The following is a 15,898-nucleotide window of genomic DNA, read 5'->3' on the forward strand; positions in this document are numbered from 1 at the left end:
GTGCCTTAAAGAATTAGAGGAGCTGCCTCCTTCTCCCTAACTATTAGAGGCTGACTTTTGCAGGATAGTTCTGTATTTTACAAGTAAAGTAGCGGATTCAAAAAGTAACCAGCCATTCCCACAAGGGTTAGGATGTGCAAAGTTCTGATTCATGCGGAGGTCACAAAATGGCGGGTTCATGCATAGTAACTAAGGAAATGGCAGAAGAGTTCCTTTATACACAAGAAGTATCATTATCCAAACTGGATTCAGAGAAACTTGGGAAAGTGTGTCTGATTGACCTCAAGAACAAGACGGTCCTTTTCTCCTTCGACAAAGCCTGGAAACCCTACATTGGTTTTACTAGAGGGTACAACCGGAAAGAACGTGTATCTCTTGAGCCTTGCGAGTTAACAGAAATGATCAAAATGGCTTTCCGGCAACAGGGGCGAAGGCCAGCGGGAGGACGTGTACACATAAAAGCTGATAGTGTCTTTTACAAGAATTCTGATCGTACTAAAGTAGAGCTATTTAGGATAAGTGAGTGGCAAGGAGACGATCCCTACAAAGCTTCTGCCGCTCTCCTCAATACCCTAGAGATAGGTCGATAATGGTCAACTCTTCTCTTGTCTTCGTCCTCGTCCAGTTCGTCGCAATTGGCGCCATCCTGCTCAGCGGGCCATGGCTGGCGCAGCCTTGGGCTCTGCTCGCCCTGCAGCTCGCCGGCCTGGCGCTGGCCGCCTGGGCGATCTTTAGCATGGGCATCGGCAACTTCGGCGCCTCGCCACTGCCGTTGGCGCGGGGGCGCATGGTGCAACACGGGCCCTACGCCATCATCCGCCATCCCATGTACACCAGCCTGCTGCTGTTTACGCTGCCGCTGGTGCTGAGTGCGCCCAGCCCGCTACGCATCTTCTTCTGGCTGGCCTTGCTGGTAGATTTGGTGCTCAAACTGCAGTATGAAGAGGGGCTGCTATGCAACAAGTTCGCTGAGTACCCCGCCTATATGCAGCGCACCAAGCGTTTGTTACCCTTTATCTACTAGTCCCTCAAAACAGCATCTCTGCAACTTCGCAAGGAGAGCAAGGCCAGCCTTGCTCTCCTTGCATTTCTGATAAGCGCATAGTTGCCAGGATGGCATAAGATGGATGTCAGCTTTCATTGTTGAAAGTTTCGCGGCGATGGACCATTCGAATACCAGCCAACAAGTCAAAGCCCTGCTCAAAGTGGGCAACCGCCGCGCGGCGTTGGCGCTGCTTTCCCAGGCACTCAAAGCAGACCCGCACTACACTGAAGGCTGGTGGCTGCTCAGCTTTGCCATTGAGGAGCGCAGCAAGCAGATCTATGCGCTGCAACGCGTGCTGCAGCTCAGCCCACACAACCCCAAAGTGCTCGAACGCTTGGCGGCGCTCGCTCCGCAAGCCATGCCCGCCCAGCCCAGCCTGCGCAAGCAAATGCCCGCCTCCGGCGCGCTGCACACGCGCGAGGGGCGTATCTGGGGCAGCGCCATTGCTGCCGGGCTGCTCGTCACCCTAGTGGCCGCGCTGGCACTCACCCTCGCCATGCGCACCTCGCCGGTACGTGCGCAAGCCGCCGCAACGCAGCCGCCCCCCTCACCCACCGCCAGCCCACCCCACACAAGCGCCACTCCCGCCAGCACAGACACGCCAACGGTTACGCAGGCCGTGGTGGCCACCGAGCTGCCAGCCAGCCCGACGGTCGAGCTGCTGCAGCCGGTGACCGGCGACGGCGTAACTGTGACCCTGCTGACGGATGCCGATACGGCCGCCTTGAATTTGCCTGCCTTTGATCAGTTCGTGCAGAACGTGAGCAATGGTGATGCCAACCAACGCGTAGGCGTATTTGTGGAAGGACAGTTCGAATACCCCATCGTGCAGCAGCCCGCCAGTGACCCGGCCTGGGTTAGCAGCAATTTTGGTGAGGTGACCGAATTCCGCATCGTGCGCCAGCACACCGGCAACGAAGGGTTGCTGGCGCACAACTACCTGGCGGGTGGCAGTTTCTTCGCACTGGCGCCGGGCGATGTGGCGCGCCTAGTAATGGGTGACGGCAGCGTAATGGAATTTGAGATCTACCAGATCCACAGCTTTCAAGCGCTCAACCCCAATAGCGCCACCAGTGATTTCTTGAATTTAGACACCGGCGAAAAGATCAGCGCCTCAGAAGTGTTCTACCGCATGTATGGTGGGCAAATGACGCTCACTTTCCAAACCTGTATCAACCGCGACAACGTGTCCACCTGGGGACGTACATTCATTATTGGAGCCGAGTTGTAAGATGGTGCGTCATTATCTTGATCTGCTGCAAAGCAATTGGCGTTGGATCGCCATGTATGTGCTGGGAGCCTGTATTCTCTCCGTGCTGATCTCGATCAGTGCCACGCCGATCTATCGCGCCACTACGTCCTTTGTCATCTATCCCAACGAAAACCTCACCAGCAGCCGCGATGTGGTTTCCAGCCTGGATACGCTGGAGAAACGCTCGGTGATCACTACCTACTCTGAGATCGTAGCCAGCGAGCGCGTCTACCAAAACACACAACTGAACATGCCCTCTGCCGGGCAGGATTTTGCCAGCTACCAACGCAGTGTGGTGGTGCCGCAGGAATCCAACATCTTCTACCTGAACATTGATGGGCCAAGCCCAGCCTTTGCGGCTGCGTTGGCTAACAATGTCGGCACGCAAGGCATTGCCACGATCAAGGGCATCTATCAGGTCTTTGACATCTCGGTTCTGGACGAGGCCCGCGCCCCCCAAGCCCCTATTCGCCCGCGGCCGCTGCTCTCGCTGTTGCTGTTCGCCCTCGGCGGGCTGGGGCTGGGCATCCTGCAAGTCATCGTGATCTATCAGGCCAGCCGCCCGCTGGAAGCGATCCGCGATCGCCTAAATCGCGATCCCGAATCGGGCGCCTACAAGCGCGCCCACTTCAGCAACCTGATCGAGCGGCGCATGGCGGACCGGCCCGATGCCCCGCTGTCGCTGGCAATCATCGAACTGGAAAGCCTGAAAACGTTTGCCAATTCGCTACCCAACGCGGTGCTTACCGACTTCCTGACCAACACGGTAGAGATCCTCAAAAAGCAATTGCGCGGCAACGATGCCGTAGGGCGCTGGAATGAATCGGCTTTTGCCATCCTGCTGCCGGATACGCCGCCGCAGCCAGCCGCACGCACCCTGCTGCGCATCCGCCAGGGGCTATTGCAACCAATGGAGGAACATTCCGGCCTCTACAAGGTTTCGCTCAAACCCAGCATCGGCCTGACTGCCTGGGAGAATGAGGAGACGCTCAGCGAGCTATGCAGCAATGCGGAGTATGCGCTGGAGAAAGCCAACCAGGCGCCGGAACGCATTTTTGTCTACCCGGTAAACCTGGGAGAGCCCAAGCCATGAAGCGGCTAGGCCAGTTCTTTCTGCTGTGCGCTACCGTAGGCCTGCTGGCTTTGGCGCCGGCTGTGCCAGCCTTGCAAACCGGCTTGCAGCAGCGCAGCATTCCGCTCACCGCGCTGGGCATGGAGCCCTACGCCGCCCTGCAAGGGCCCTATGGGGAGGTTACGCTACACTTCACCACCCCCGCCAACTGGCAACCCGAGTTGGGCAGCAACCTGACCCTGGATCTGCAAAGCTTTTTCTCCAGCTATATTCCTGCCCAGGGGGAGCTGCCAACGCAAAACCTGGTGGCCGGGCACCTTTCGGTGCTGCTTGATGATACGGTGCTGTATCGCAACGTGCTCAGCGCCAACGGCGAGCAGCAACTCAGCCTGCCGCTGGAGCCCAGCCGGCTGGCACAGGGCGCACAACATAGCTTGCGCATTTACTGGGATGCTTCTGCCTCGTGTGCGCTTAATCTTTCCAGCACCGCCTTGCTGCAGCCCAGCTCCAGCTTAAACCTAAGCTACAGCGAAACCGCCGTAACGCCCGATCTTGGCCGGCTGCCCTATCCCTACTTCAGCGCCGATGCGCTGGAGCAGCCCGGAACGCTGATCCTCATACCCAGCAATCCAAGCGAAGCGCAGGTAGCCGCCGGCCTGCGCGCTGCCGCAGGGCTGGGGCGCTTTGCCCCAGCCCAGGCGATCACGCTGCGCCAGGAGAGCGAAGTGAGCGCAGCTGAGTTAAGCGAACACCACCTGATCTTTGTTGGCCCGTTGGAAGCCTTCAATCAGTTGGATACCCTCACCCTGCCACACAATCAAGACGCCAATTTGCGCCTGCCAGTGAGCCAGCGAACCGAGTTGGGCTTCATCGAGGTAAGCCGCTCCCCGTGGAATCTGCAACGCAGCCTGCTGGTGGTCAGTGGCGGCAGCGACGCGGCGGTGAACCGCGCCGCTTTGGCGCTGGGCGGCCCGCTGGTACTCAATCGCGAGCGCACGCTGGCGCTCATCGGCGAAGAGCAGTTCACCGCTACCCCGCGCACGGACCGGTTAAGCAGCACGCTGGCGGATCTGGGGCACAATGATTTCACCTTCACCCGCTTTGGCCGCTCAGAGTTGCGTGTGCCTTTTTACGTGTCTCCTGATCGGGCGATCAGTGATGCCGCGTTTATTGATCTACGCTTTGCCCACTCCCAACTGCTGGATTATTTGCGCTCCAGTGTGAGTCTGTCGATCAACGGCCAGTTGCTCAGCACCACACGCCTGGTAGATCAGACCGCGGCACGCCACAGCGAGGTGACCTTGCTGCCGCCTTCTGTATTGAAACCCGGCGTCAACGAACTGGTGGTCTCCGCCGATGTGGTGCCGCTAGACCTATGCGCCGACCCGCAGCAGGGGGAGCACTGGCTGACGATCTACGCAGATTCGGCGCTACAGTTGCCCAATGCAGAAGAGCCGGCCACCAAGCATGAAGCCAGCCTGGGAGATTTTCCGCTGCCCTTCCTGCAGGATGGTATGCAAGCCACCACGTTGCTGCTGCCTGCGCAGGACAGCGCAACCTGGAGCAGCGCCGCAGAGCTCTTGCGCGGGCTAGCCGCTACATACCAGGTGTGGCCGTTGCAAGCACAGGTTCAGATCGGCAGCAGCAGTAGCGCCTTTGCCAGTCTGCAAAATGACCATGTGATCCTGCTGGGAAACTTTGATGATTTTCTATCTGACCTGGAAATGCAAAGCGTATTCGGGGTGGAACGCGACGGCACCCGCGGAACCCTGCTGCTGAGTGACGGCAATCGCCTGAGCTATAGCGCCAACGTGCCGCTGGCGGCGGCTTCGCTGGGCCGGCTGCCTGATTCCAAGACCACCAGCAAACTGGCCTTGCTCAGCAATGCACCCGACAGCCTGAACAGCTTAGTGAGATTGGTTACCCAACCCGCTTTTTCGGAACAAACCAATGGGGTACTTTTACTAGCGCAGCAAGGCAGTACGCTGATCAAAGATAGCCGCGCCTTGGCCCCAATGGTGCCTTCGGCCACATCGGTAAGTGCTGAAATGGCCACGGCTCCGTTGGCAGCCGCCAGCAACCAGGGGTTGTGGTTGTGGCCGCTATTGGCCTTGCTGCTCGTGGCGTTCGGGCTGCTGGTATGGACGCAGTTGGCGCATTGGCTGCAGGTGCAGCGGCGCGGCAAACCGCCGCAAGGCTAAGCGAGCAGGGCGGCGAGCGTTTCGGGATGCTCCAGCAGGCCGTTGGGCGGCGTGCCCATCGCCAGCAAGCGCTGCAAAAGCTCGCGCCATTGTGGCTCCGCCGCAAACAGCGGCTGCAAGAGCGTGCGCGCCTCGGCTAGCTGGCCCAGGGTATCTGCCAAAAATAATGCCTGCCAAAACGCCATCTCGCTTGCGTCCGCGCTGGCCTGGCGCGCCGCGGCGAAGCCCGCCAGCACTTCGTTGGCTGCCAAGGCCTCAGCCTGCGCTTCCACCCGCTGGCTCATGTGTTCAGCCTGGCATAAGCTCACCAAGCGACGCAGCTCGGCCACTGGGTGGGTGTGCTCATCCACACGCAAATCGCAGACCCGGTTCTCCCACTGCGGCTTGTCCTCACTGGCGTAGACCACGATCGCAGCGGATTGGCTGCCACGAATATCGCCACCCTGTGCTTCGGCTGCCTCCAACGCGCACATCAGCCGGTGCATCAAGTCACCGCCCGCGCGGCGGTACGCCTCAGCCATCGCCGCCGGTACTGTGGGGCGCGCCATCATGTTAGCCTGCACGCTGAAGTGCTCGCCGACTTCATGCCCAAAGTAGGGAATGCAGCCTTCGCCACTATAGGCCGCGGCATTACCGGCGCGATCGATCACCGCCAATTGGCGGTGCTGGCGGCCTTCGTCTGCGGCAATCAATTGCTCCAGAGTTTGCTGCGCGCTCACCCCCTGGCCGAGTAGCTCCAAGCCGCGCGGCCCAAAGGAAATGTTGACCAGCGACTGCGTGGCCACGGCACCCACGCCGGCGCGCACCCAGGGCACGATGGCGCCCACAGCGGGCTGGTGCGTTTGCACGGCCACGCCAAATTGGCGTGTGCTCGGATCATATGCAACGATGGAGTAGGTCATATAGGTAAGTATAGTGGCGAACTCCTGTTTAGATTTTTGCCTTACCTGGCACAAAACCTGCAATCTTCAAGGCATGGAGCTCACAGGAAAAGGCTACTATCTCTGGCAGGTCAAACGCGCATTCGAGGGCAACCCGGCCAAAATCGCCGAGGCAGCCCAGCAGGCCGGCTTGCGCCATATGCTGATCAAGGTGGCGGATGGCGTCTACGGCTACAACATCACCAACGGGGTCGATATGGTTCCCGATCTGGTGGCCGCGTTGCGAGCGCGTGGCATCTCCCCGTGGGGCTGGCAGTACATCTACGGCGTAAACCCCACCAATGAAGCGCGGCGTGCGATTGCCCGGGTGAACCAACTCGGCTTGGATGGCTTTGTGGTGAATGCGGAGAAGCAATTCAAGGCGGCCAACATGGCGAAAGTGGCCAAGGCCTACATGAAAGAGCTGCGCAGCGGCCTACCCAAGCTCACCATCGGGCTCAGCACTTACCGCTACCCCAATTTGCACGCACCCTTTCCGTTCACTACCTTCCTGGAGTATTGCGATATCAACCTGCCGCAGGTGTATTGGGTGGGCTCCAGCAACCCGGCGCAGCAACTGCAGCGTTCGATCAACGAGTATAAGGCGCTCAAACCCAACCGCCCGATCGTGCCCACCGGGGCCGCCTATGGGGAAGGCAGTTGGTCGCCCACCGGGCAGCAGATCCTGGAATTCTTGCAGGCGGCGCGCTCACAAGGCTTGGCCGGCGCGAGCTTCTGGGAGTGGCAAACCGCTTACCTGAAACCGGATGTGTGGAACGCCGTGCGCCAATACAACTGGGAGACACCGCAGGCTCCCGTGCCGCCGCCCGTGGTACCGGCCCCGCCAGCCCCCACGCCTCCGGCACCGGCCCCCGCCCCGGTGAAGCCGGTTACGCCCACCGTGCGTGACCCGCGCGCCCAGCAGGCCCTGGCGATTGGCCAGCGCCTGATCGCCGCGCTGAATTCCGGCAAAGCCAATCAGGTAGTCTTTTTGTACGAAGAAGATGGCCATTTGGCGTGCAACGGCCAAGGGCGCACGGGATCGCGCGAGCTGTATAGCTGGTACGTGAACCTATTCAAAGACACGTTTCCTAAGGCCACTTTCCGGCTGGTGGATTCGGGAGTGTATGGCGAGTTCTTACGGGTGGTGTGGAGTGCTACGTTGGCGAATGGCAAGATGGCGCGCGGCACCGATCTGATCCGCATGGACCGCGAGGGCAAGCTGATCGCTCACCACAACGTTGCCTTTAGCGTCTCCAAGGTCATGGAGCGCAGCCCGGCCTGAAGCTAGCTTTGTTCCAGCGTGATACCCAGGTGTGTGGCCAATTGGTACACAAAGCTGGTTTGCGCCATATTTAGCTTCAGCACGGCTTCAGGCAAAGAGAACCAGGTAGCCTGCTCTACCTCTGGGAAGCTGGCGCGCTTGCCTGAGCGCGGCGGCCATTCCATCTCAAATTCAATGCTGTGCGCGGCAGCCGCATCCAGATCCCCTTGCACCGCCCAGGCGCTCACTTGCTTGCCGCTGCGTTGGATCACGGGTTGCAGCGGGATGAAGTCCCCCTCGACCTGAAAACCCGTCTCCTCCCAAAATTCACGCCGTGCCGCCGCCAACGGCTCCTCGTCTGTATATTCCCCTTTGGGAATCGACCAGGCGCCCAGATCCTTATTCTTCCAAAATGGGCCGCCCGGGTGCACTAACAGCACTTCGGCCCGGCCATCATTCAAACGATACATCAAGATTCCTGCGCTGGTTTTTGACATCCGCATGATTATACGCCGGCGAATCTCTGGATTCTCACCATACAGAGGAGCGACTCTGCAAGCACCCCCCATACACGGCGATTGACTCTTTTAGCTCTCTTGTTCTATACTCTAGCCATCTTAGAACAGATGTTTGGCCGTGAAGGCCAGAGGAGAACAAGAAATGGTCAATAAAGGATTACTTCGCAATTTCAGTGTTCCGGGTTTTATTCAGCGCAATCTGGTGTGGGGCCTGCTGGTAGTTGCGGCGTTGCTGGCCTTTGAGCTGTTCAACTTCAGCACCACCGAATTTGCCCTGCACGACCTGCTGGGCGATCTGCGCTTTGGCGGCGTAGCCTGGGCTTCGATCCTGGCGGTGGCCTTCTGCGCCATCGATTTCGCAGGCATCGCGCACATGTTTGCCAATCACACCGATCTGCGTAGCCAGCAGCTCTCTGACACCTGGTACCTGTTCGCCGCCTGGTTGCTGGCCGCCACGATGAACGCTACGCTGACCTGGTGGGGCGTCTCCATTGCGCTGGTCAACAGCCCGGCGCTGGGCGAAGGGTTGCTGGATATGGGCACCCTGCTGGCGGTGGTTCCCGCCTTCGTGGCTGTATTCGTCTGGCTGATCCGCGTACTGACCATCGGCACACTGATCAGCTCGGGCGGCAAGTTGTTCACGCAGAGCCAGCGCAGCATGCCGCCGACCATGCGCCGCAGCCAGCCGGCAGGCAGCCGCGCCGCACAGCCCGCCATGTACAACGGGTTGGTAGGCCACAGCCAGGCCAAGCCGGTACAGCAGCACAGCTATCAGTACGAGGACATCGAAAGCTAGGCTGTGTCTGCGCAGAACCGTTCTTTCGTGCAGTACCAGGACCGAGAGGCAGGCCAGGCGAGTGGCTGCCTCTCGGTCTTGCTGTTCCCTCCGGTAAGCGTGCTAATTTTTGGTTCGTTGTTATTTTGGGGGCTGCTGAATTTACCCATCACCCGCCTGCTCAGCAGGCCATTGGAAAATACCCGCCCGCCGGCCAGCCAAAGCGCTGTGCCGGTTTCAAGCTCCGCGCTGGCACATGTATTCACCCCGCAGGTCTTGCGCTGGGAGCCCCAGATCCTGGCATGGGCGGCCGAGAATACGCTCGACCCAAATTTGGTGGCGACTGTAATGCAAATCGAATCATGCGGTGACCCGCGCGCCCTTTCCGGCGCCGGCGCCCAAGGTTTGTTTCAGGTGATGCCCTATCATTTTGCCAGCGGCGAGGATGCCTTCGCCCCGGAGACCAATGCCCGCCGCGGCCTGGCCTACCTACGCAAATCATTGAGCCATTTCGATGGGGACGCCAACCTGGCGCTGGCCGGCTACAATGGCGGCATCAACGGCGCCAGCCGGCCCAGCAGCGCCTGGGCACAAGAGACGCGTGACTACCAGTATTGGGGCAGCCACATCTACGCCGATGCAGTTGCCGGGCGCAGTGAGAGTGCGGTACTGCAGGAGTGGTTAGCCGCCGGCGGGGCTAGTCTATGTGCTCAGGCGGAGCGCCAGGCGGCGTTGCCTTAGCCGCCACGGGGAAGGTAGTTTCTAAGCGCAGGTCAGAGGTTGTATCCGGGCAGTTCTCATCGGCCAGCGGCAAACGGATAGTGAAGGTGCTGCCACGATTGGCGCGTGATTTGACTTCAATCTCACCGCGATGGTTGCGCACGATCCAATAGGCGATCGAGAGGCCCAGGCCAAACCCGGCCCCATCTTTGCCCCGCGAGCGCGATTTATCGCCACGATAGAAGCGCTCAAACACATGCGGCAAATCCGCGGCTGGGATGCCCAGCCCGGTATCGCGCACCGCCAGCTTGGCTTCCTGTGCATCTTTCGATAGGCTGGCGGTCACCACGCCACCTGGCTTGGTGTACTTGATGGCGTTGGCCACTAAGTTCAGCACCACTTGGCGCAGGCGATCGCGATCACCACACACCAGCACCTGATCAATTTTGCCAATCTCCAGCTTGACCGAATCGCCAGCCAGCACGCGCACCTGGTTGAAGACTTCGAGCAGCAAGCTATCCAACTCCACCCGCCGCCGGTCCATAGGCAATTTGCCCGATTCGGCCTGCGCCAACACCAGCAGGTCTTCCACCAAGCGCGAAAGGCGCACCACCTCTTGCTCGATGCTGTGCATCGATTCTTCGTCCATCTTGCCAATGCGGCGCATCAGATCCAGATTGCCGCGCACCACGGTGAGCGGTGTGCGCAACTCATGGCCAATATCGGCGACGAAGCGACGCTGCGTAGTGAAAAGCTTCTCCAAGCGCGCCAGGGTGTCGTTGAATGCGGTGATCAGCCGCCCCACCTCGTCCTCGGGATCCGAGGGAGGTGGAATGCGCCGCGAAAGATCATCGGCCCGCGTGATTTGCAAAGCCGTGTCCGTGATCGTCGCCAGCGGGGCCAGCGCCCGGCGCCCGGTGACCAGGCCGAGCATGCCGGCGATCAGGATGGCGATAGCGCTGAGCAGCGCCAGATAGCGCACCAGGTCAGCTCGCAGCGCATCAAAGATGCTGAGCGAGGCGCCGCTCTGCAGCACGCCAACCCGCTGGCCGTTGGAGTGCAGCGGCACGCTAAGCACGCGGTAGGGGATGCTGCTGATGGTGACATTGGTGAAAGTACGTTCATCAGCCTGCATGGCGCTGGCATCCAGCGGCTGCATCAGCGGGCTTTGCGGGTCCACCGTTTGGGTGACGCCGACCAATTGGCCGCTGGTGTTCCACACCTGGCTGATGACGCTGGAATCGAAGGAAACGCGTTGGATAAAAATAATGTCGCCCTGTTCATCCACCCGGGCGACAAACAAAAGATCGCGGGCGGCGCGCTCCAGGGCGCTATCCACCTGGCGAAGCTGGACTACAGAAATGAGGCCATAGACGGCCAGCCCAAAAAGGACCAGCACGGCCGCCAGCACGAGGGTGTAATACAAGGTGAGGCGGGTACGCAGCGACATTTACTCATCTTCGCGCAAGACATACCCCATGCCGCGCACGGTATGCAGTAAACGGCTCTCCTTACCAACCTCGAGCTTTTGGCGCAAATAGCGCACATACACTTCAATAATGTTGCTCTCGCCACCAAAATCATAGCCCCACACATTGTCATAGATCTGTTCGCGGGTCAGCACTTGGCGCGGGTTGCGCAAAAATAGCTCAAGCAGCTCATATTCTTTGGCGGTCAGGTCGATCACGCGCTCGCCGCGTTGCGCACGGCGCGTGCCGGTATCCAGGGTCAGATCACCAAACGTGTAGGATTTTTCCTTGGGCACCTGGGTACGCCGCAGCAGAGCACGAATGCGCGCCAGCAACTCATCCAGGTTAAAGGGCTTGACCATGTAATCATCGGCGCCGGCATCCAGGCCTTGCACACGATCATTGACCGAATCTTTGGCAGTAAGCATCAAGATGGGGATCTTGCCCATGGTGCGCAGACGCTTGCACACCTCGAGGCCGTCCATCCCCGGCAGCATCCAATCCAGAACCACAAGATCGGGGCGATTGCCGCCGGCCAGGGCCAGGCCCTTTTGGCCGTCCTCCGCGGTTTCTACTTCGTATCCCTCATAGCCGAGGCCACGACGCAGGAAAGCCAAAATGGCTTCATCATCTTCAATTACGAGTATTCGAGCCGCCATACGTGCTCTCCCTGATCACTTTTGACTATATCATAGCGCACGCCTGCCGCCTGCTGGGTGAGCGCCAGCTAAAAGCCGCTGGCCGGCACGTGCAAACAAAAACAGCCGCCGGAGATCCGGCGGCTGTTTTGTTTTGCACGTGCAGAAACTTAGGCCAGCTCGACAACCGCGCCAGCGGCTTCCAGCTTGGACTTGGCGTCCGCGGCAGCTTCCTTGCTGGCGGCTTCGAGCACCTTGGCGTTACCGGCCTCGGCCATGTCCTTGGCTTCCTTCAGGCCCATGTTGGTGAGCTGGCGGATGACCTTGATGACCTCGATCTTCTTGGGACCGGCGTCCTTGACGATCACATCGAACTCAGTCTTCTCTTCACCAGCGGCGGCAGCGCCACCACCAGCAGCGGGAGCAGCGGCTACAGCTACGGGAGCGGCAGCGGAAACACCCCAAGCCTCTTCCAACTTCGAAACCAACTCAGCCGCTTCCACTACGGTCAGCTTACCCAACTCTTCTACCAATTTGCTAAGATCAGCCATTTTTCAATATCTCCTTCGATATTCTGATTGTTTGATGTTATGCCGTTGCTTTTTCAGCATTGGCCTTGATGACCTGGGCAACACGGCGGCCCGGTTCATTCAACAAGCGCACCAACTGCGTGGCGGGCGTATTGAGCAGTGCCAGGAACTGGCTGCGCACGACCGGCAGGGCCGGCAGCGTGGCCAGGCGGGTCACGTCTTGCTTGCTCAGATAGTCTTTGCCGAGAAAGCCGGATTTGATCTTTACGGCTTCTTGCTCTTTGGCAAAGTCTGCCAGGGCCTTGGCTACGCCAGGGGCATCCGAGAACGCCAGCCCGATGGCCGTGCTGCCGAGCAGGTCGGCTTCAGGCACGTCGTACCCGGCGGCTTTGAAGGCACGGCGGCCCAGCGTGTTTTTGATCACGTGGAATTCGCCGCCAACTTCGCGGATGCGCTTGCGCAGCTCATCGAACGCTGGCATGGACAGGCCAGAATACTCGGCAAGGAACACCGCTTCGGCGTCGCCCAGCCACTGCTCATACTGCGCAGCGATGCTTTGCTTCTTTTCCTTTGAAAGCGCCAAATTTACCTCCTAAACAAAAAGTCTTTGCTCCAAAAAACGAAGCAAAGACTTTACGCAGTCAAAAAAAACTACGATCAAGCCCTTACCTCGGCAGGGGATTAAGCCTGCGCAGCTTCCTGCGCAAACGCCTGCTATCTTTGGTAGAGCGAAAGCGGCTAGATTGTACTACACGTGCCCAGGATCAGGCGGCAACCCCCGGGTTGAGCGCCTGGTAAGTATCCACCTTGATCGAGGGCCCCATGGTGGCATTGACCGAGACGCGGCGCACATACACACCCTTCACGCCTGAAGGACGCGCCTTGACTACGGCATCCAGCAGAGCGGCGAAGTTTTCCTGCAGCTTATCTGCAGTGAAGGACACCTTGCCAATCGGCACGTGCAGGTTCCCGGTGCTGTCCACGCGGAACTCGACGCGGCCCGCCTTGGCTTCGCGGATGGCACGCGGCAAATCTTCCGCGGCGGCCACTACCGTGCCGGCTTTGGGGTTGGGCATCAAGCCGCGCGGGCCGAGCACACGCGCCAGGCCGCTCTTACCGAGGTTGCCCATCATCTCCTGCATGGAGAGGGCCACATCGAAATCCAGCCAGCCATTGGCGATCTTCTTCAGCGATTCGTCATCATCCGCCACTGCATCGGCACCCGCCTCACGGGCCACCTTGGCGGCCTCGCCCTGAGCGAAGACCAGCACGCGGATGGTTTTCCCCAAGCCATGCGGCAGGATCACCACATCACGCACCTGTTCATCCGCCTTGCGCGGATCGACATTCAGACGAATGTGCACTTCCACGGTGGGGTCAAACTTGGTGTAGGCCGTCTCCTGGGCGAGGCTGAGCGCCTCGTTGGGGGAGTAATCCTTTTCGGCCACCTTGGCCGCTACTGCTTGGTACTTCTTGCCTTTTTTAGCCATGTTTCTCCTTCGTGGTCTTATCGAGGTCTTCTTGTGGCGAAGGTAGCTGCCAAAGGCAGCGCAACTTCGCCTGCGCTGCCTTTGGCAGCGCACCTCTCCCACAATTTAGTCAACGACGGTGATGCCCATGTTGCGGGCAGTACCCTCGATTTGCTTCATCGCAGCTTCGATCGTGGTGGCGTTGAGATCGGGCATCTTGATCTCGGCGATCTCGCGCACCTGGGCGCGGGTCACCTCGCCCACCTTCTGACGGTTAGGCTCACCGGCACCCTTGGCCGCACCTGCGGCCTTGGCCAACAAGGTGGAGGCCGGCGGGGTCTTGAGGATGAAGGTGAACGAGCCATCCGTGTAGATGGAAACTTCTGCCGGAATGATGTCCCCCGCGCGGTTGGCGGTGCGCGCATTGTATTCCTTGCAGAAACCCATCAAGTTGATGCCGTGGCCAGCCATGGCCGGACCAATCGGGGGGGCCGGGCTGGCCTTGCCCGCCTCAATACGAACAGTAACGACTGCCTTAAGTTTCTTTGCCATTCTTTCTCCTTAGTGGTCTTAGCGAGTCATTGTGGCCAATGCACAGCAGTGGCCCGCGGCGCGATGCGCCGCACTCTCCCACAAATTCACTAGGCCTTTTCGACCTGCAAGAAGTCTAACTCCACCGGGGTTTCACGCCCAAAGAAGTTGACCATTACGCGCACCTTGGCGCGCTCCATATCGATCTCCGAGACGGTGCCCCGGAAATCGTTGAACGGACCATCCACAATGCGCACGCGCTCACCTTGCTTGAAGGTGACCTTGATGCGTGGCGCCTCCGCCTCCATGCGCTTGACGATCTGAGAGACTTCCTCAGGGCGCAACGGCAGCGGGGTGTTGCCCTGGCCTACAAAGCTGGTGACACCAGGGGTGTTGCGTACAACAAACCATGATTCCTCAGAGAGGACCATGTTCACTAAGATATAGCCCGGGAAGACGCGGCGCTCCACAGTACGGCGCTTGCCTTCTTTAACTTCGATTTCTTCTTCGGTAGGCACAACAACATCGAAGATCATGTTCTTCATGCCCATCGATTCGATGCGCTGCTCCAGGTTATGGCGCACCTTGTTCTCGTAACCAGAGTAGCAGTGCACCACATACCAGGCACGGCCATCGGCATGTTCGCCCTCCACCGTGGGCACCTGGCTGAAATCGGGGACGTCATCCCCGCCATCGCGCGAGAAATCATCGCTCATGCGGCGGGTGCGCGGCCGTTCCTCAGCCACTGGCGCAGCCTCTAGCGGGGCCGCCTCAGGCTCCTGCGCGGACACGCTTGGCTCTTCCGACGCCACCGGCGGAGTTACCTGCGCGGTGTCGTCTGGCTGCGGCTCGCCGTCCTGTGGCGCCTGCGGTACTTCAGCCGGCTCGAATTGGTCTGACATAACGTATCTTCCCTACTTACCTAGTACAACAACCAGCGGAAGAAGCTCCCAAATACCGTATCCAAACCGCCGAGGATGATCGCCATGACGATCATCACGATCAGCACAATACGCGTCAGGGCCAGCGCCTCGGGGCGGGTGGGCCAGGATACCTTGCGCAACTCAACAATGGTTTCACGAAAGAACCGTTGGATCGCATTTGGTTGGCGAACCTGAGTTTGGTTTGACATGCCACACTCCTTCATGCAAGCGACACTACGGCTTGCGCGCGTATAAATTCAGGCAGGCGAGGCAGGAATCGAACCCGCAACCCCCGGTTTTGGAGACCGGTGCTCTGCCAATTGAGCTACTCGCCTAAGCCAGGTGCGCGCCATAGGCGCGCACCTGGAAAACTACTTGGTTTCGCGGTGCAGGCGATGACCTTTGCAGCGCGGGCAGAATTTCTTCATTTCCAACCGCGCTTGATCGTTACGGCGGCTCTTCTCAGAGGTGTAGTTGCGCTCACGGCACTCAGTGCATTCCAGAGTGATCACTACACGCACGCCTTTCTTACCAGCCATGTAAAACTCCTAAACCCGTCTTTGCGACGTGG

The 15,898-nt window shown here is 59.6% G+C and carries 19 protein-coding genes, 1 tRNA gene and 1 other annotated feature; of the genes, 8 read left to right on the forward strand and 12 right to left on the reverse strand.

The genetic code is table 11. The annotated features are described in order from the left end of the window. Positions 1 to 197: 197 nt before the first annotated feature. The 5 genes from KF821_11125 to KF821_11145 all read left to right on the forward strand — a co-directional run bounded on the left by KF821_11125 (position 198) and on the right by KF821_11145 (position 5,570). Positions 198 to 590 (forward strand): hypothetical protein, encoded by a 393-nt coding sequence (locus KF821_11125; protein MBX3006363.1) that lies wholly within the window; start codon positions 198 to 200, stop codon positions 588 to 590. Then, a complete protein-coding gene (locus KF821_11130) occupies positions 590 to 1,024 on the forward strand; it encodes a hypothetical protein (GenBank protein MBX3006364.1) in 435 nt (144 codons plus the stop codon). The genes KF821_11125 and KF821_11130 overlap by 1 nt, the downstream gene beginning before the upstream one ends. A gap of 103 nt (positions 1,025 to 1,127) precedes the next feature. Continuing rightward, positions 1,128 to 2,276 carry a hypothetical protein gene (locus KF821_11135; GenBank protein MBX3006365.1) on the forward strand — a complete coding sequence of 383 codons (1,149 nt, stop codon included), beginning with the start codon at positions 1,128 to 1,130 and terminating at the stop codon, positions 2,274 to 2,276. Position 2,277: 1 nt separating this feature from the next. Continuing rightward, the gene (locus KF821_11140; protein ID MBX3006366.1) at positions 2,278 to 3,390 is read left to right on the forward strand and encodes a diguanylate cyclase; all 1,113 of its coding nucleotides are present in this window, start codon (positions 2,278 to 2,280) and stop codon (positions 3,388 to 3,390) included. Next, positions 3,387 to 5,570, forward strand: a complete 2,184-nt coding sequence (locus tag KF821_11145; protein ID MBX3006367.1) for a cellulose biosynthesis cyclic di-GMP-binding regulatory protein BcsB — start codon at positions 3,387 to 3,389, stop codon at positions 5,568 to 5,570. Before KF821_11140 ends, KF821_11145 begins: the two co-directional genes overlap by 4 nt. Here KF821_11145 and KF821_11150 read toward each other — a convergent pair. Further along, positions 5,567 to 6,472: a DUF1028 domain-containing protein gene (locus tag KF821_11150; GenBank protein MBX3006368.1), complete on the reverse strand. Its 906-nt coding sequence runs from the start codon at positions 6,470 to 6,472 to the stop codon at positions 5,567 to 5,569. The genes KF821_11145 and KF821_11150 overlap by 4 nt on opposite strands. A gap of 73 nt (positions 6,473 to 6,545) precedes the next feature. Between KF821_11150 and KF821_11155 the strand changes: the two genes are divergently transcribed. After that, positions 6,546 to 7,775 (forward strand): hypothetical protein, encoded by a 1,230-nt coding sequence (locus tag KF821_11155; protein MBX3006369.1) that lies wholly within the window; start codon positions 6,546 to 6,548, stop codon positions 7,773 to 7,775. A gap of 2 nt (positions 7,776 to 7,777) precedes the next feature. On the opposite strand, the gene KF821_11160 is transcribed toward KF821_11155, so the two are convergent. Then, a complete protein-coding gene (locus KF821_11160; protein MBX3006370.1) occupies positions 7,778 to 8,251 on the reverse strand; it encodes an NUDIX domain-containing protein in 474 nt (157 codons plus the stop codon). Between the two features lie 163 nt (positions 8,252 to 8,414). Here KF821_11160 and KF821_11165 point away from each other — a divergent pair, with 163 nt between their 5' ends. Both KF821_11165 and KF821_11170 read left to right on the forward strand, forming a co-directional pair. Next, positions 8,415 to 9,068: a hypothetical protein gene (locus tag KF821_11165; GenBank protein ID MBX3006371.1), complete on the forward strand. Its 654-nt coding sequence runs from the start codon at positions 8,415 to 8,417 to the stop codon at positions 9,066 to 9,068. A 171-nt stretch (positions 9,069 to 9,239) separates the two neighbouring features. After that, positions 9,240 to 9,788: a transglycosylase SLT domain-containing protein gene (locus KF821_11170; protein MBX3006372.1), complete on the forward strand. Its 549-nt coding sequence runs from the start codon at positions 9,240 to 9,242 to the stop codon at positions 9,786 to 9,788. Here the strand turns inward: KF821_11170 and KF821_11175 are convergent. The 10 genes from KF821_11175 to rpmG all read right to left on the reverse strand — a co-directional run bounded on the left by KF821_11175 (position 9,745) and on the right by rpmG (position 15,866). Further along, positions 9,745 to 11,217, reverse strand: coding sequence for a HAMP domain-containing protein (locus KF821_11175; protein ID MBX3006373.1), 1,473 nt, complete (start codon positions 11,215 to 11,217; stop codon positions 9,745 to 9,747). The genes KF821_11170 and KF821_11175 overlap by 44 nt on opposite strands. After that, positions 11,218 to 11,895 (reverse strand): response regulator transcription factor, encoded by a 678-nt coding sequence (locus tag KF821_11180; GenBank protein ID MBX3006374.1) that lies wholly within the window; start codon positions 11,893 to 11,895, stop codon positions 11,218 to 11,220. Positions 11,896 to 12,044: 149 nt separating this feature from the next. After that, positions 12,045 to 12,425, reverse strand: coding sequence for a 50S ribosomal protein L7/L12 (gene rplL, locus KF821_11185; GenBank protein ID MBX3006375.1), 381 nt, complete (start codon positions 12,423 to 12,425; stop codon positions 12,045 to 12,047). A gap of 37 nt (positions 12,426 to 12,462) precedes the next feature. Beyond that, positions 12,463 to 12,987: a 50S ribosomal protein L10 gene (gene rplJ, locus KF821_11190; protein ID MBX3006376.1), complete on the reverse strand. Its 525-nt coding sequence runs from the start codon at positions 12,985 to 12,987 to the stop codon at positions 12,463 to 12,465. Between the two features lie 6 nt (positions 12,988 to 12,993). Beyond that, positions 12,994 to 13,146, reverse strand: a sequence feature (ribosomal protein L10 leader region). Positions 13,147 to 13,168: 22 nt separating this feature from the next. Further along, a complete protein-coding gene (rplA, locus tag KF821_11195) occupies positions 13,169 to 13,894 on the reverse strand; it encodes a 50S ribosomal protein L1 (GenBank protein ID MBX3006377.1) in 726 nt (241 codons plus the stop codon). A 105-nt stretch (positions 13,895 to 13,999) separates the two neighbouring features. Further along, positions 14,000 to 14,425 (reverse strand): 50S ribosomal protein L11, encoded by a 426-nt coding sequence (gene rplK / locus KF821_11200; GenBank protein MBX3006378.1) that lies wholly within the window; start codon positions 14,423 to 14,425, stop codon positions 14,000 to 14,002. An 89-nt stretch (positions 14,426 to 14,514) separates the two neighbouring features. Beyond that, on the reverse strand, positions 14,515 to 15,120 hold the full coding sequence (gene nusG, locus KF821_11205) for a transcription termination/antitermination protein NusG (protein ID MBX3006379.1): 606 nt from the start codon (positions 15,118 to 15,120) through the stop codon (positions 14,515 to 14,517). 206 nt (positions 15,121 to 15,326) lie between these two features. Then, complete coding sequence (gene secE, locus KF821_11210) at positions 15,327 to 15,536, reverse strand: preprotein translocase subunit SecE (protein ID MBX3006380.1); 210 nt, start codon at positions 15,534 to 15,536, stop codon at positions 15,327 to 15,329. A 53-nt stretch (positions 15,537 to 15,589) separates the two neighbouring features. After that, a tRNA-Trp gene (locus tag KF821_11215) sits at positions 15,590 to 15,662 on the reverse strand. Positions 15,663 to 15,698: 36 nt separating this feature from the next. Then, positions 15,699 to 15,866, reverse strand: a complete 168-nt coding sequence (rpmG, locus tag KF821_11220) for a 50S ribosomal protein L33 (GenBank protein ID MBX3006381.1) — start codon at positions 15,864 to 15,866, stop codon at positions 15,699 to 15,701. Positions 15,867 to 15,898 lie beyond the last annotated feature (32 nt).

It is taken from the genome of Anaerolineales bacterium (genome assembly GCA_019637755.1).
In the GTDB taxonomy this organism is placed as follows: Bacteria; Chloroflexota; Anaerolineae; order Anaerolineales; family UBA11579; genus JAMCZK01.